Source organism: Glycocaulis abyssi, assembly GCF_041429775.1.
Classification (GTDB): domain Bacteria; phylum Pseudomonadota; class Alphaproteobacteria; order Caulobacterales; family Maricaulaceae; genus Glycocaulis; species Glycocaulis abyssi.
Genome location: NZ_CP163421.1, coordinates 12,037 through 26,502, shown reverse-complemented (window position 1 = coordinate 26,502; position 14,466 = coordinate 12,037). Strand labels below are relative to the sequence as shown.

Annotated in this window: 14 protein-coding genes; 10 read left to right on the top strand and 4 right to left on the bottom strand. The window is 63.2% G+C overall.

Annotated features, from left to right (window positions below):
- Positions 1-158: 158 nt before the first annotated feature.
- From AB6B38_RS00120 to AB6B38_RS00085, 8 genes are all read left to right on the top strand, one after another.
- Positions 159-1,085: an alpha/beta fold hydrolase gene (locus AB6B38_RS00120; protein ID WP_371393581.1), complete on the top strand. Its 927-nt coding sequence runs from the start codon at positions 159-161 to the stop codon at positions 1,083-1,085.
- Between the two features lie 86 nt (positions 1,086-1,171).
- On the top strand, positions 1,172-1,465 hold the full coding sequence (locus AB6B38_RS00115; protein WP_371393580.1) for an aa3-type cytochrome c oxidase subunit IV: 294 nt from the start codon (positions 1,172-1,174) through the stop codon (positions 1,463-1,465).
- 98 nt (positions 1,466-1,563) lie between these two features.
- Positions 1,564-2,688 carry a Re/Si-specific NAD(P)(+) transhydrogenase subunit alpha gene (locus tag AB6B38_RS00110; RefSeq protein ID WP_371393578.1) on the top strand — a complete coding sequence of 375 codons (1,125 nt, stop codon included), beginning with the start codon at positions 1,564-1,566 and terminating at the stop codon, positions 2,686-2,688.
- Between the two features lie 130 nt (positions 2,689-2,818).
- Positions 2,819-3,145: an NAD(P) transhydrogenase subunit alpha gene (locus AB6B38_RS00105; RefSeq protein WP_371393576.1), complete on the top strand. Its 327-nt coding sequence runs from the start codon at positions 2,819-2,821 to the stop codon at positions 3,143-3,145.
- Positions 3,142-3,447 carry a nucleotidyltransferase family protein gene (locus AB6B38_RS00100; RefSeq protein ID WP_371393574.1) on the top strand — a complete coding sequence of 102 codons (306 nt, stop codon included), beginning with the start codon at positions 3,142-3,144 and terminating at the stop codon, positions 3,445-3,447. The genes AB6B38_RS00105 and AB6B38_RS00100 overlap by 4 nt, the downstream gene beginning before the upstream one ends.
- Positions 3,447-3,791, top strand: a complete 345-nt coding sequence (locus AB6B38_RS00095; RefSeq protein ID WP_371393572.1) for a DUF86 domain-containing protein — start codon at positions 3,447-3,449, stop codon at positions 3,789-3,791. Before AB6B38_RS00100 ends, AB6B38_RS00095 begins: the two co-directional genes overlap by 1 nt.
- Complete coding sequence (locus AB6B38_RS00090) at positions 3,788-5,194, top strand: NAD(P)(+) transhydrogenase (Re/Si-specific) subunit beta (RefSeq protein ID WP_371393571.1); 1,407 nt, start codon at positions 3,788-3,790, stop codon at positions 5,192-5,194. The genes AB6B38_RS00095 and AB6B38_RS00090 overlap by 4 nt, the downstream gene beginning before the upstream one ends.
- Positions 5,195-5,256: 62 nt before the next feature.
- Positions 5,257-5,562: a hypothetical protein gene (locus AB6B38_RS00085; protein WP_371393570.1), complete on the top strand. Its 306-nt coding sequence runs from the start codon at positions 5,257-5,259 to the stop codon at positions 5,560-5,562.
- Positions 5,563-5,673: 111 nt separating this feature from the next.
- On the opposite strand, the gene thrS is transcribed toward AB6B38_RS00085, so the two are convergent.
- Both thrS and glpK read right to left on the bottom strand, forming a co-directional pair.
- On the bottom strand, positions 5,674-7,509 hold the full coding sequence (thrS, locus tag AB6B38_RS00080; RefSeq protein ID WP_371393569.1) for a threonine--tRNA ligase: 1,836 nt from the start codon (positions 7,507-7,509) through the stop codon (positions 5,674-5,676).
- Positions 7,510-7,605: 96 nt separating this feature from the next.
- Positions 7,606-9,102 (bottom strand): glycerol kinase GlpK, encoded by a 1,497-nt coding sequence (gene glpK, locus AB6B38_RS00075; RefSeq protein ID WP_371393568.1) that lies wholly within the window; start codon positions 9,100-9,102, stop codon positions 7,606-7,608.
- A gap of 84 nt (positions 9,103-9,186) precedes the next feature.
- Here glpK and AB6B38_RS00070 point away from each other — a divergent pair, with 84 nt between their 5' ends.
- A complete protein-coding gene (locus AB6B38_RS00070; RefSeq protein ID WP_371393567.1) occupies positions 9,187-10,131 on the top strand; it encodes an alpha/beta fold hydrolase in 945 nt (314 codons plus the stop codon).
- Complete coding sequence (locus AB6B38_RS00065) at positions 10,131-11,051, top strand: alpha/beta hydrolase (protein WP_371393566.1); 921 nt, start codon at positions 10,131-10,133, stop codon at positions 11,049-11,051. Before AB6B38_RS00070 ends, AB6B38_RS00065 begins: the two co-directional genes overlap by 1 nt.
- A gap of 133 nt (positions 11,052-11,184) precedes the next feature.
- Here AB6B38_RS00065 and AB6B38_RS00060 read toward each other — a convergent pair whose 3' ends face one another.
- Both AB6B38_RS00060 and AB6B38_RS00055 read right to left on the bottom strand, forming a co-directional pair.
- Positions 11,185-12,639 (bottom strand): flavin-containing monooxygenase, encoded by a 1,455-nt coding sequence (locus AB6B38_RS00060; protein WP_371393564.1) that lies wholly within the window; start codon positions 12,637-12,639, stop codon positions 11,185-11,187.
- A 7-nt stretch (positions 12,640-12,646) separates the two neighbouring features.
- Positions 12,647-14,464, bottom strand: coding sequence for a long-chain fatty acid--CoA ligase (locus tag AB6B38_RS00055; RefSeq protein ID WP_371393563.1), 1,818 nt, complete (start codon positions 14,462-14,464; stop codon positions 12,647-12,649).
- Positions 14,465-14,466 lie beyond the last annotated feature (2 nt).

Below are 14,466 nucleotides of genomic sequence, written 5' to 3'. Positions count from 1 at the left end.
CGGTGAGAATTGGTTAGGGTAAATAGAGGGTTAGCAATAGGTTGCCGGAGCGGTGAACCGCGTTGATTGACGCGGGCCTGCCTGCAGCCTACCCAGTGTCTCCCTTCCTTTGCCGGGTGCTGCACACCCCGCCCCGTTTTGCGAATGGACCTTGCGTCATGGCTGACAGCGAACGCCCGCCCTCTCCGCTTGCCGCTCTAAAAGGTGAAAAGCTGGCTGGCCCGAAATGGTTTTTGCGCGCGCAGGAAACTGCATGCGAAACCGGGCAGGCCGAGCGCCTCGGCATTGCGCTAAGCTGGAAGGCGTGGGGGACGCGCGGCGCGCCTGGACTGATCCTCGTCCATGGCGGCACGGCGCATAAAGGCTGGTGGGACGCTATCGGGCCGTTTCTGGCGGCTGAAGGCTACCGCGTCGTCGCGCCGGATCTGGCCGGCATGGGGTCAAGCGGCTGGCGCGACGTCTACTCCATGAATGACCATGCAGCCGACGTGCTTGCCGCCGCCGAGGCCGGCGGCGCGTTCGAGGCGGGCAAGCCCGTACTCGCCGGGCATTCCTTTGGCGGATTTGTCACCCTGACGGCCGCGATTGCACTGGGAGACCGGCTGCGCGCCGGGATCATTCTCGACAGCCCGATCCGCCCGCAGACCGAGCAGCGTGAGGGCTCACCGCCCCGGCGCGGCGGACGGGTTTACAAGGATACGGCTACTGCTCTGGCGCGCTTCCGCCTGCTGCCCGACCAGCCCTGCGAGCATCTCTGGCTGCTGGACCATATCGCGCGCGGCTCGCTGAAAGAGGCTGAAGGCGGGGTGACATGGAAGTTCGACCCGGATCTCTGGGCCAAGCTGACCTGGGAACGCCGCGACCCTGAAAAGGCGGCCGCCAGCCTGAAATGCCCGCTGGCCTTCGTGCGCGGCGCACAATCGCGCCTGATGCAGGCAGAGACCTGGGACTATATGCGCGGCGTGTTCACCCGCTCGCCCTTCATCAGCGTGCCTGACGCCAAACACCATCTCATCCTCGATCAGCCGCTGGCCGTGGCGAGCGTGCTGCAGGCTTTGTGCGAAGGCTGGGCGCCGCGGGCGTAACCGCGCTTCAGCATGGTCTTGGCCACCGGACAAACCCATGCTACTTGCCGTTCAAACAGCCTCAATCGACCAGACGGAGTCCCGACATGGCATCTGATTACACCCGCGGCGAGATGGATATTTCCGAGCAGCACGGCATGTTTGTCGGCGTGATGAAGGCTGGCGTGTCCTGCACGCTGATACTGACCTATTCGATTGTGTTCCTCACCTTCGCCTTCGCCACCGGGACGGGCTGGTTCACCTCGCTGGGCATTGCCCTGGCGGTGGGTGTCATTGGCGGTGTCATCATGAAGCAGGGACCGTGGTACTGGCTGACCACAGGCGTTCTGACGGTGCTGACGGGCATTATCGGCCTGGCCATCGCGGTATTTGCAGGTTAGCGCCGCGCCCTAACCAAATTTCGTCTTTGCGCATCTGCGAGATTCGCGCATGGTAACATCCTGAACACCTTCCCTTCCGGGCCAGACAGGATGTCACCATGCGCATAGCCGTTCTCACCGAAACCTATCCCGGCGAAGCCCGTGTGGCCGCCACGCCGGATTCGGTGAAGGCGCTAGTAAAGGCCGGTGCCAGCGTATCGGTAGAGAAGAGCGCCGGGCTGTCTGCCAGCGTGACCGACGCCGCGTTCGAGGCCGCTGGCGCGAAATGCGTCACACGCGCCGCAGCCATCAAGGATGGCCAGCTTTTCCTCACCGTGCGCCGCCCCGATGCGGCAACCCTTGCCAAGCTGCCAAAGGGCGCCGTGCTGGTCGGCCTGCTCGATCCGCATGGCGACAAGGATTTTGCCAAGGCCTGCGCGGATGCGGGAATCAATGCGCTGGCGATGGAGTACACGCCGCGCATCACGCGCGCCCAGTCCATGGACGCCCTCTCCTCACAATCCAACCTGGCGGGCTACCGCGCGGTGATCGAGGCCGCTGCGCTCTATGGCCGCGCCTTCCCGATGATGATGACCGCTGCGGGCACTGTTGCCGCTGCCAAAGCCTTCATCATGGGCGCAGGCGTTGCCGGGCTGCAGGCCATCGCCACGGCGCGGCGTCTGGGCGCTATCGTTTCGGCTAATGATGTGCGCCCCGCCGCCAAGGAACAGGTCGCCTCGCTGGGTGCAAAATTCATCGCGGTCGAGGACGAGGAATTCAAGGCGGCTGAAACCGCTGGCGGCTATGCCAAGGAAATGAGCGCCGACTACAAGGCCAAACAGGCCGAGCTGGTCGCCGCCCATATCGCCAAGCAGGATATCGTGGTGACAACCGCGCTGATCCCCGGCCGTCCCGCCCCGCGCCTCATCACCAGAGCCATGGTGGAGACGATGAAGCCCGGCTCGGTCATCATTGATATTGCCGCCGGTACGGGCGGAAACTGCGAGCTGACCAAGGCTGACGAGATTGTCGAGCATGGCGGGGTGAAGATCGCGGGCTTCACCAATTTGCCCGCGCGCCTGGCCGCCGACGCCTCGCAGCTTCTGGCCAAGAATTTCGTCAATCTCGCCCCGCTTCTGCGCGGTGAGGATGGCGCACTCTCGCCTCAATGGGAGGACGAGATCATCAAGGGGATGACGCTGACGCGCGATGGCGCAATCGTTCATCCTTCCCTCGGAGGATAGTCCATGAAACGCCGCATTACCCAGATCGTGATGGCCGGTGTGGCCATCGTCACGCTGAGCGCCTTTGCCGCCGCAGCGGTATTCCTCGGCTAGCAGACAGAGCCTCTCTTGACGGGGCGGAGTGAGACGTATGGAAGCCATTGATCCGAACATCTACCGGCTGGCGATTTTCGTGCTCGCCATCTTCGTGGGCTATTACGTGGTGTGGTCGGTCACCCCGGCCCTGCACACGCCGCTGATGAGCGTGACCAACGCCATCTCCTCGGTGATTATTGTCGGCGCGCTACTGGCCGCCGGAGCCGCCGCCATCGGGCCGGACAGCCGGTTTGCACAAGGCACGGGCCTGCTCGCCGTGCTGCTCGCCTCGATCAATATTTTCGGCGGCTTCCTCGTCACCCAGCGCATGCTGGCCATGTACAAGAAGAAAGAGAAACCAGCGCAGGCAGAGAAGAAGTGACCCATCACCTGCCCGACCGCGAAACAGTTCTCCGCCTTGTCCGCGAGCGCAGACAGGACTGGACGGCGCGCTTTGGCATTTCGGTCGTGGGGCTGATCGGCTCTGTTGGCCGCGGCACCGCTGGCGAGAACAGCGATGTAGACCTTCTGGCCGACGTGGCGGGGGCTCCATCCCTGTTTGATCTTGAGAAACTGCAGCGCGAAATCAGTGACGCCCTTGGCTGCAAGGTGGACGTGATCTTGCGCTCCGCTCTCGCGCCCCACTGGCGTTCCTTTGCCGAAGCAGAACTTGTGGCGGCGTGATGGATGCAAAAACCCGTCTCCACCTTCTCGACATGCTCGAGTTTGCCACAAACGCGCAAACCTTTCTGGGTGATGCCGACGCCGAAGCAGTCTCGGCCAACCCCGAAAAGTTCTACGCTGTCCGCCACGCTGTCGAACTCGTCGGCGAGGCAGCCCGGCGTGTACCCGAAGCGGATCGCGAACAGTTCAGAACCATTGCCTGGAACGAGGCTATCGGGATGCGCAACCATATTGCCCATGCCTATCACGCGGTCGACGCGGTCATCCTCGTCAACACGATCCGCAACCATTTCCCCGGCCTCATCGCCGAAATTCAGTCCGCCCTGCGGGAGATAAGCCCATGACCCCCAATCTTGCCGCCCTGTTCTATCTCGGCTCGGGCATTCTCTTCATTCTGGCGCTGCGCGGACTGTCGAGCCCGGAAACCTCGCGCCGGGGCAATTATTTCGGCATGGCGGGCATGGCGATTGCCATCACCACCACACTCCTGATGCTCAATATCGGCTTTACCGGCTTCATCGTGATCGCTGGCGCGATAGCCATTGGCGGCACGATTGGCGCGGTCGTCGCGCGCCGTATCGCCATGACGGCCATGCCCCAGCTGGTTGCCGGCTTCCACTCGCTGGTCGGCCTGTGTGCGGTGCTGGTCGCCGCCGCCGCGCTCTATGCGCCCACCGCGTTCGGCATTGCTGACGAAACCGGCGGCCTCAAGGCGCTCTCCCTCATCGAGCTGGGCATCGGCACGGCCATTGGCGCGATCACCTTCTCCGGCTCCATCATCGCCTTCCTGAAGCTGCAGGGCATCATGTCCGGCGCGCCTCTGGTGTTCAAAGGCCAGCACTGGCTGAACCTTGGCCTTGGCATTGCTTCGGCCGTCTTCATCGCCTTCCTGGTCGCTTCGGGCGGCGATGCCAAGATGGCGTTCTGGATCATCGCCGTTCTCGCGCTCGCGCTTGGCGTATTGCTGATCGTGCCGATTGGCGGGGCGGACATGCCCGTCGTCGTCTCCATGCTCAATTCCTATTCGGGCTGGGCTGCTGCCGCGCTCGGCTTCACGCTGGAAAACACCGCGCTTCTGGTCACCGGCGCGCTTGTAGGTTCATCGGGCGCGATCCTCTCCTACATCATGTGCAAGGGGATGAACCGTTCCTTCATCTCGGTCCTGCTGGGCGGGTTTGGCGGCGAGAGTGTCGCATCCTCAGCCGAGGATACTGGCGGGCGCATCGTCAAGCAGGGCTCTGCCGAGGATGCCGCCTTCATCCTGAAGAACGCCGGCAAGGTCATCATCGTGCCGGGCTATGGCATGGCGGTGGCGCAGGCCCAGCATGCGCTGAAAGAAATGGGCGATGCGCTCAAGGCCGAAGGGGTGGACGTGTCCTACGCCATCCACCCGGTAGCGGGCCGCATGCCCGGCCACATGAACGTGCTGCTGGCCGAAGCCCAGGTGCCCTATGATGAGGTGTTTGAGCTGGAAGACATCAACTCGGCCTTCTCGCAGGCCGACGTGGCCTTTGTTATCGGCGCCAATGACGTGACCAACCCGGCCGCCGAGGACGACCCCTCCAGCCCGATCTATGGCATGCCTGTGCTGCAGGTGTGGAAGGCGGGCACGGTGATGTTCATCAAGCGCTCGCTAGGCTCCGGCTACGCTGGCGTCGAGAACCCGCTCTTCTTCCGCGACAACACGCTGATGCTGCTGGGCGATGCCAAGAAGATGACCGAAAGTATCGTCAAGGGCATGCATTAATCTCCTTCACCGCCCGTTCATCCACGCTCTGAAAGGCTCTCCCGCAAGGGAGGGCCTTTTCCATGCTGCTGGCTGCATCACCCCTCATCCTGGCCGCTCTGGCAGCGAGCCCCGCCGTCGGGCCGGACTGCAGCTTTGATGGCATACCCCTGCAGGGGCGTGTTCAGGTGGTCACGAGTTTTCCCGATATAAAGGTTCAGCTTGTAACGAGCTTTCCAGACATCCGCGTGCAGCAGGTGACGAGCTTCCCGAACGCCTGCGGACGCTGGCAGTTTGTCGAGAGCTTCCCCGACTTCACCGTGCAGTTCGTCACCAGCTTCCCCGACATTCGCGTGGAGTATGTGACGAGCTTTCCGGGTGTGAGGTGAGCATCCCAACAACGTGAAACCCCGGAAGCGCGCAGCGCTATCCGGGGCCTCTATCCGCTAGTTCTGCACAAGGTCCCGGCTCTCGCTCTGCTCGGCCGGGAGTTCAGCCATTCACCCAGGCTGATCCTCACGCGTGTTGATCTCCTGGGTGATGCGGGCGATCACATCCTCCACGCTCACCGTGCCCAGATCGCCATGATCGCGGTGGCGCAGCGCCACCGTGCCGGCTTCCGCCTCCGCATCACCCACCACCAGCATGTAGGGAATCTTGCGGTTCTGCGCGTTGCGGATCTTCTTCTGCATGCGCTCGCCCGCCAGATCGGCCTCCGCGCGAATGCCCGAATGCACCGATTTGGTGTCCGCATCGAACAGGCGCTTCTGCACCTGTTTGGCATATTCCTCATGCCGGTCGGCAATCGGGATCACCATGGCCTGAACGGGGCTGAGCCAGACCGGGAACTTGCCGGCATAATGCTCGATCAGGAAGGCAACAAAGCGCTCGTGTGAGCCCAGCGGCGCGCGGTGGATCACATAGACCGGCTTCTTGTTGCCGTCCTCTGACGTGTATTCCAGATCGAAGCGCTTGGTCGCCATGAAGTCGAGCTGGTTGGTGGAGATGGCGTATTCGGTACCGACGACGGATTTGGCCATGAAGTCCACTTTGGGGCCGTAGAAGGCCGCCTCGCCATCGACTTCCTTGTACGGATAGCCGGACTCGTCCATCGCTTCTTTCAGTATACCCAGCGCCTTCATCCAGCCGTCGGTATCGTCGACATATTTGTCGAGATTGTCGAAATCGGGCAGGGAAAGCCGCATCCAGAAATCCTCGATGCCGAACATGCGATAGTATTTCGCGTGCATGTGCATCACGGCCAGGAACTCGTCCTTGGCCTGGTCCTCGCGGCAATAGATGTGCGCATCATTCTGGCAGAAACCGCGCACGCGCATCAGGCCGGAAAGCCCGCCCGACGCCTCATAGCGGTAGACCTGTCCGTATTCGGACAGGCGCACCGGCAGGTCGCGATAGCTCCACTGGTCGTGGGCGTAGATCATGTGGTGGTGCGGGCAGTTCATCGGCCGCAGATAGTATTCCTGCTCGTCGATCATGATCGGCGCGTACATGTCATCCGCGTAGTAGGGCAGGTGGCCGGATTTGTGATAGAGCTCGCCCTTGGTGATGTGCGGCGTGGACACGCGCTGATACCCGGCTGCGCGCTCTTCCTGACGGGCCAGATGTTCCAGCTCGTCGCGGATCACATTACCCGCCGGCAGCCAGAGCGGCAGGCCCGCACCCACCTCTTCCACAATGGTGAAAAGCCCCAGCTCCTTGCCGATCTTGCGGTGATCGCGCTTGGCTTGCTCCTCAAGGCGCAGCACCTCGGCGTCCAGCTCTTCCTTGGTGTCAAAGCACAGGGCGTGGATGCGCTGCAGCTGCGGGTTTTTCGCATCCCCGCGCCAATAGGCACCGGCGATGGAACGCAGCTTGAAATGGCCGACCTGCCCGGAATGATCGACGTGCGGCCCCCGGCACAGATCGACGAAGTTGCCGAGCTTGTAGAAGCTGACGAAGTCCAGGCCATCACCGGCCACGCTCTCATCGCCCGTTTCCTTGGCAATCGCCGTCGAGCCCTTGTCGCGCAAGAGTTCCAGCAGCTCGACTTTGAAGTCCTGCCCCTCACGGCGCATGTACTCGATGGCGCTGTCAATCGGCAGCTCCTCGCGCACCATGGCAATGCGCTCTTTGCGCATCTCTTTCATGCGCTTCTCGATCGTGGCGAGATCTTCCGGGGTGAGCGTATTGGGCAGGTTGATGTCGTAGTAGAAGCCGGTCGCGGTCGCAGGCCCCACACCGAACCGGGCCTCTGGCCAGATTTCCTTCACGGCAGCGGCCATCAGATGGGCCGCCGTGTGGCGCTTCGTATCAAGGGGGAAGTCTTGCTGTGACATGGGCTTCTTGACGGTAAAGGGTGAACGGTAAGGGACCGGATTTAAGCGCGTGCGCTGCACAAGTCCATGACCGGATTCCATGCAAGTGTAATATTATTACATTGTGGTGCGCCGGAGCGCATCCGCCCAGCCCGCCAGATGACGCGTCCGCCAGCCCGGATCAGCCGCCGGAGCGAAGCGCTGATCGGCCTTCCACAGGCTTGCCGCCTCAGTGATGGAGGCAAAATGACCAGCTCCGAGACCTGCCAGAAACGCCGCGCCCCAGGCGGTGGTTTCGGTATTGACCGGGCGCACCACTTCCAGATCGCAAATATCCGCCAGCCGCTGCAGGAAGGCATTATTGGCCACCATCCCGCCATCCACCTTCAAGGTGAGCGTCTGCGCCCCGTCAGCGCGCATGGCGGTCAGCAGGTCATGGGTCTGGAAGGCGGTGGATTCCAGCGCGGCGCGCGCAATCTCCGCCCGGCCCGCCCCGCGCGTCAGCCCGGTGATGAGGCCGCGTGCTTCGGGCTTCCAGTGCGGCGCGCCAAGCCCGGTAAAGGCAGGCACCAGATAGACCGGCGCGTCCGGGTCGGCGCTGGCCGCCAGCGCCTCCACCTCGGACGCCCTGGAGATCAGGCCCAGCCCGTCACGCAGCCACTGGATCGTCGCGCCTGCTGAGAGGACTGACCCTTCCAGCGCAAAGGAGGACTTGCCCTCCAGCCGCCAGGCGGTTGTCGCCAGCAGGCGGTTCTGCGAGGTCACGCGCGTCTCGCCGGTATTGAGGATCATGAAGGCGCCGGTGCCATAGGTCGATTTCATCTCGCCCGGCGACAGGCAAGCCTGACCGATGGCGGCGGCCTGTTGATCGCCCGCCGCGCCAGTTATGGGTATCGCCTTGCCCAGCACCGATTTGTCGGCGGTGCCCAGATCGCCGGCGCAATCGACCACGTCGGGCAATATGGCGCGCGGAATGTTGAACAGGCGCAAGAGCTCGCCATCCCAGTCCTGCGCCTCGAGATCATACAGGCTGGTCCGGCTGGCATTGGTGGCGTCGGTGATGTGGCGCTTGCCTTTTGTCAGCCGCCAGATGAGGAAGCTCTCCACCGTACCGAAGGCGAGCTTTCCGGCCTCGGCCCTCTTTCGCGCACCCGGCACATTGTCGAGGATCCAGCCGATTTTGGTGGCAGAAAAGTAAGGGTCCAGTACCAGCCCGGTCTTGCCCGCCACCATCGCAGCCGCGCCGTCGGCTTCCAGCTTCGCGCAAGCCTCGCCTGTGCGCCGGTCCTGCCAGACAATCGCATTATGCACAGGCTCGCCGGTCTGGCGGTCCCAGACCAGAGTCGTCTCGCGCTGATTGGTCACGCCAAGGCAGGTGATCTCATAGCCTTTGGCTTCACCCGCCTTGATCGCCTTGCGCGCGGTGGAGAGCACCGTCGCCCAGATCACTTCCGGGTCATGCTCCACCCAGCCGGGCCGGGGGTAGATCTGGTTGAATTCCTCCTGCGCCAGCGCGGCCACCTGGCCTTGAAGGTCGAACACCATGGCACGGCTGGAGGTCGTACCCTGATCGATGGCCAGAATGGCGGGCGCTTTGCGCGAACGGCTGAGCATGGCTTCTCCCCCTGATGCCAAGATGGTGGCAGCGGCGTGAGAATGCAGGCTAAACTCGTCAAAGCAAAGCGTAAGGGGGTGTTGATGGGCGGGTTCCAGCCAGAGTTCGTGGAGAGTGCGACCGGCGCGCGTCTGGCGCTGCGGGTGATAGAGGCGCAAGGCCCGGCCAAAGGCATTGTGATGATCCATCACGGCCTTGCCGAACATGGCGGGCGCTATGAGCGCTTTGCCCGCTATCTCGCCTCACGCGGCTTTCACGTCAGCGCGCACGATCATCGCGGCCATGGCCAGACCACCGCCCCGGATGCGCCGCCGCGTGTCTACGCGCTCAAAGACGGCTGGAACAAGCTGATGGGCGATGCCCGCTTCGTGCGAGAGCATATGCAGACGCGCTTTCCCGGCCTGCCGGTGATCGTGTTCGGCCATTCCATGGGCGGGGTGATCACGATGAATCAGGCCATGGACGAGCACGCCCATCTCGCCGGCGTCGCGATATGGAATTCCAATCTGGCGCTGGGCAGCCTGACCGGGCTGATGCGCGCCGTGCTCTGGCTGGAAGGCTTCGTGCGCAAGCAGACCGAGCCGAGCCTGTGGATGAACGCTTTGACCTTTGAGGCGTGGGGCAAGCGGATCAGGAAAGCGCGCACCGATTGCGACTGGCTGTCGCGCATCCCTGAAGAGGTCGACGCCTATATCGCCGATCCGCTATGCGGCTGGCCGGCCTCGCGTGTGCTGTGGCGCGATTTCGTCAATGGATTTGAACGTGGCGAGGATGGCGCACGGCTGGAAAACATGGCCCGCGACCTGCCAATCCATCTGGCGGGCGGCGGCGCAGACCCGGCCACCAATAACGGCAAGGCGGTGAAGATTCTCGCCGGACGGCTCTATAATAACCGCTTCACGCGCGTGACGATGCGCCACGATCCCAAGGGGCGCCACGAAACCCTCAACGATATCGGATATGAGCAAGCCATGAGCGATTTTGCCGACTGGGCGGAGCGCATCATCGCCGAAGGACGCGAGGCATAATGACCATCGAGACCATTCCGGCCCGTAAAGGGCTTCGCCTGCGCTCGCTTCTCGGCCGCCGCATGGCCCGCAAGGCTGGCCGCTCCAGCCTGTCGCCCGCCACTAGCGCCGAGCATGCCAGAGCCCGCATGGACAAGGCGGGCCGCCAGCTTCCCATGCCCAAGGGCGTGGAAGTGGCGCGCACCGAAGTCGGCGGCTGCGATGCGCTGGCCTTCGCGCCTGAAAATGCCCGCAAGGGCGTGCTGATCTATCTGCATGGCGGGGGGTATTCGCGCGGCTCCGCGCTCAGCCACCGCGCGCTGGTGGCCCGCATGGCGAAGGCGTTTGGCCTCAACGCGGTCTCGGTCAATTACCGCATGGCGCCCGAACACCCCTGCCCCGCCGCGATCGAGGACGCCGTCGCCGCCATCGAGGCCGTGATGGAAAACGAAAAGGGTCCGGTCATCCTCGGCGGAGATTCCGCTGGTGGCGGGCTGGCACTGTCAGCCACGATCCGCCTGCGCGATGCAGGCAAGCGCATGCCCGATGCGCTCTATCTTCTGTCACCGTGGACCGACCTCTCCATGAGCGGAGAGAGCGTGGCAACCAAGGCGATGCGCGATCCCATGCTGAACCCCGGCTATCTGGCCGCCGGCGGCGAGCTATATCTGGGCGGACGGCCCGGCACCGACCCGGAAGCCTCGCCCCTCTTTGCGGAGATGAACGGCCTGCCGCCAACGCTCATTCAGGTCGGCTCCGACGAAATCCTCTTAAGCGATTCCACGCGTCTGGCTGAAAAGCTGGAAGCCGCCGGCGTGCCGGTCGATTGCGAAATCTGGGAAGGCATGTGGCACGACTTCCAGATATTCTCCCCCCTCATCCCCGAAGCCGACTGGGCGATTGACCGGGCGCGCGTCTGGGTGGAGCTGCAACTGGCTTAGCCGCGCTATAAAGCTTGCATTTTCATCGTCATTCCCGGGGAGCGCAGCGACACCCGGAACCCAGAAAAAAAGCTGGGTTCCGGATAAGCGCTGACGCGCTTTCCGGAATGACGAAAGTAGGGGTAGCTGTGAGCTAAACCCCCTCCCAATCCGCATCGTCGCGCCTGCCAAGCGTGCACGCAAAGCCGGTGGCAAGGCCTTCCCAGTTCTGCGTGATGACGCCGTCTGCGGTCTTGTACCAGGACGGGCAGTCTCCGGCCCACACGGTTTTCGAGAGGCGTGTCTGCAGGTCTGCGTTATAGCGGCTTTCTGCCTCCGGCCGGACGGCAAGCGCTTTGAGCCCGCCATCGACGATCAGCCCCGCCTTGTCGGCGATATATTCGGCCTGCCGCTCCACCATGAAGATGATGGAGTTGTGCCCGAGATTGGTGTTCGGCCCGTAGAGCATGAAAAGGTTCGGGAAACCGGCCACCGCCACGCCCTTGTATGCGCGCGGCGACGCGCCCCACGCCTCCCGCAGGCTGCCGCCACCCGCGCCCGTCACCTCCAGCGTCGGCAGGAATTCGGTGGTCACAAAGCCCGTCGCCATGATCAGCGTATCGGCAGGAACGATCTCGCCATTGGCTGTCTCCACCCCGTCGGGCAGGACACGGGCGATACCATCCGTCACTAGACGGACATTCCCGCGCTGCATCACCTCGAAATAGTCATTGGAGAGCAGGATGCGCTTGCAGCCGGGTGGATAGTCGGGCGTCAGTTTCGCGCGCAGCTTGGAGTCCTTGATGCCGGTGGCGATCTTGCGTTTGCCCGACCAGAGCGTGAAACGGCTGGCAAGCGATCCCTTGACAAGTGCCGAATAGCGCAGCTCATGGATCAGGAAACTTCCCAGCCGGTAGAGTCTCTGCCAGCCGGGAATGTGCGCAAACGCCCATTTCTCGAAAGCGGTGAATGCGCGGTCTGGCTTGGAGATGATCCAGTTGGGGGTGCGCTGGAAGATGGTCAGCTCACGCGCCCGCTCGCTCACCTCGGGCAATAGCTGGATGGCGCTTGCCGCATTGCCGATCAGCGCCACGCGCTGCCCGTCCAGCTTTACCGAACTGTTCCAGCGCGCGGTATGCATGACGGGGCCGGTAAAATCTGTAAGGCCTGCAATCTCCGGCGTGAAGGGCTCGGAGAGCTGGCCGACTGCGCTAATGACGACGCGCGCGCTGGTCTGGCTGCCATCGGCAAAGCGCACCTGCCAGCGGCCTTCACTTTCGTCGAATGTCAGTGAACGGACAATAAGCCCGGTACGCAGATGGTCGCCTAGCCCGAAGCGCTCAGCGCAGCTTTCAAAATAGTCGAGGATCTCCGCCTGCAGGGCGTATTTCCGGCTCCAGTCGGGCTTTAGCGCGAAGGAGAAGGAATAGAGGTGGCTCGGCACATCGCAGCCTGCGCCGGGATAGCGGTTATCACGCCAGACCCCGCCAAACCCGTCTGACTTCTCCGCGATCAGGAAGTCATCCAGCCCGCGCTGTTTCAGATGATAACCCATGGCGATGCCGGACATGCCCGCCCCGATGACAAGCGTGTCCAGCCTCTCCGGCAAGGGCCTGCTACTTGGCATAGAGGCTTTCAACAATCTCCCGGTGGCGCTCTATCACCACCTTGCGCTTCACCTTCATGGTCGGTGTCAGTTCACCACCCTCCACGCTCAGCGCGCCCGTAAGAACCGCAAACTTGCGGATATTCTCCACGCGCGCATGGCGGGTATTGAGCTGGTCGACGCCTTCCTGAATGGCTTCCAGCACTTTGGGGTGATTGCGGATATCGCCTTCCAGCCCCTGCTTCTTCGCAAAGGCGGCGAGGCCGTCTGCGCTTAAGGTCACCAGAGCCGCCAGATACGGCTTGGCATCACCCACCACGACCGCGTGTTCGATGAGCGGGATATTCATCAGATCGGTTTCAAGATTGGCCGGCGTGATGTTCTTGCCGCCCGCCGTGATGATGATGTCCTTGATCCGGCCGGTGATGAAGATGAAGCCGTCATCGTCGATATTCACCACATCGCCGGTGCGCATCCAGCCATCAGCCGTGAAGCTGTCGGAGGTGGCGTCGTTATTCTTCATATAGCCCTTGAAGATGTTCGGCCCCTTCACCAGCAGCTCGCCCTCTTCGGTGACGCGGGCCTCCATGCCCGGCACCAGCTTGCCGACCGAGCCAAGACGCGCCGCGCCGGGGCCATTGAAGCTGGACGGCGCTGAGGTTTCCGACTGGCCATAGCCCTCATAGATGACCAGATCGAGCCCGGCGAAAAAGCGCAGAACCTCGGTTGAGATCGGGGCCGCGCCGGAGATCAGCATGCGCGATTTATCCAGCCCCAGCGCATCCTTGACCTTGGAGAGGACCAGCTTGTCGGCAATCGCCTTCTGGGCCTTCAGGAGCGGCGAGACTGATCTGTTGTCGATCTGGGCGAGATTGACCTCGCGCGCCGTATCCATCGCCCATTTGGCGAGCTTCGCCTTGGGTCCGGTCGCTTCGGCTAGGCGGCCCTGAATGGTCTCGGCCATCTTTTCCCAGACGCGCGGCACACCGAAGAAGATCGTGGGGCGGCAGGCTTTCAGATCGTCGGCCAGCGTCTCCATGGAGCGCGCAAACCAGAGTGTGCCGCCTGCAGCCGCATGGTTGTGGACCGAGGCCTGCTGCTCGGCGATGTGGGCGATCGGCAGATAGGAGAGCGAGCGGTCATCGCCACTGCGCCCGAACATCTCGATCAGTACCGACGCGCTCCACGCCACATTGCCATGGCTCAGCATGACCGCCTTGGGCGGGCCGGTGGTGCCGGAGGTGTAGATCAGCGTGGCGATGCCATGCTCTTCCAGAGCGTCGAGGCGGGCCAGCAGCGCGTCCTCATGGTCCTCTGCGCCGAGCGCCATGAAGGCCTCCCAGCTCATCGTCCCTTCAGGGGCCTCGGCCCCGCGCATGACGATGATATGGACAAGGTTCGGGCAGTCGGCCTTGAGTTCGAGCGCCTGACGGGCCTGCTCGGCATCCTCCACAAGATAGACCGGGCTTTCCGAATGCTGGAGGATATAGGCGATTTCGGGCGGCGCGCTGGTCCAGTAAATGCCCGCAGGGCGCCCGCCTGCCATCATCGCGGCATGGGCAATTATCGTCCATTCGGGCCGGTTGAAGCCCAGGATCGCCACTGACTGATCCTTCTGGAAGCCCAGCGCCAGAAGCGCCCTGCCCGCCTGCTTCACCTCACCGGCATATTCCTGCCAGGTGCGCGGCACCCAGTCCGACCCGTGATGATAGACATAGGCCGCCTTGCCAGCCTTGGTTTCGGCGTTTTCCAGAACACGCGCCGGGCTGGACGCGAAGCGTTTGCCTCCGGCCAGACGCGGCAGATCAGCGGCGGTAGCAGCTACCATGA

Bases quoted from the DNA above. Each gene is read 5' to 3' on its own strand.
- AB6B38_RS00120 (WP_371393581.1), top strand. From the start codon at position 159: ATGGCTGACAGCGAACGCCCGCCCTCTCCGCTTGCCGCTCTAAAAGGT.
- AB6B38_RS00115 (WP_371393580.1), top strand. From the start codon at position 1,172: ATGGCATCTGATTACACCCGCGGCGAGATGGATATTTCCGAGCAGCAC.
- AB6B38_RS00110 (WP_371393578.1), top strand. From the start codon at position 1,564: ATGCGCATAGCCGTTCTCACCGAAACCTATCCCGGCGAAGCCCGTGTG.
- AB6B38_RS00105 (WP_371393576.1), top strand. From the start codon at position 2,819: ATGGAAGCCATTGATCCGAACATCTACCGGCTGGCGATTTTCGTGCTC.
- AB6B38_RS00095 (WP_371393572.1), top strand. From the start codon at position 3,447: ATGGATGCAAAAACCCGTCTCCACCTTCTCGACATGCTCGAGTTTGCC.
- AB6B38_RS00090 (WP_371393571.1), top strand. From the start codon at position 3,788: ATGACCCCCAATCTTGCCGCCCTGTTCTATCTCGGCTCGGGCATTCTC.
- AB6B38_RS00085 (WP_371393570.1), top strand. From the start codon at position 5,257: ATGCTGCTGGCTGCATCACCCCTCATCCTGGCCGCTCTGGCAGCGAGC.
- thrS (WP_371393569.1), bottom strand. From the start codon at position 7,509: ATGTCACAGCAAGACTTCCCCCTTGATACGAAGCGCCACACGGCGGCC.
- glpK (WP_371393568.1), bottom strand. From the start codon at position 9,102: ATGCTCAGCCGTTCGCGCAAAGCGCCCGCCATTCTGGCCATCGATCAG.
- AB6B38_RS00070 (WP_371393567.1), top strand. From the start codon at position 9,187: ATGGGCGGGTTCCAGCCAGAGTTCGTGGAGAGTGCGACCGGCGCGCGT.
- AB6B38_RS00065 (WP_371393566.1), top strand. From the start codon at position 10,131: ATGACCATCGAGACCATTCCGGCCCGTAAAGGGCTTCGCCTGCGCTCG.
- AB6B38_RS00055 (WP_371393563.1), bottom strand. From the start codon at position 14,464: ATGGTAGCTGCTACCGCCGCTGATCTGCCGCGTCTGGCCGGAGGCAAA.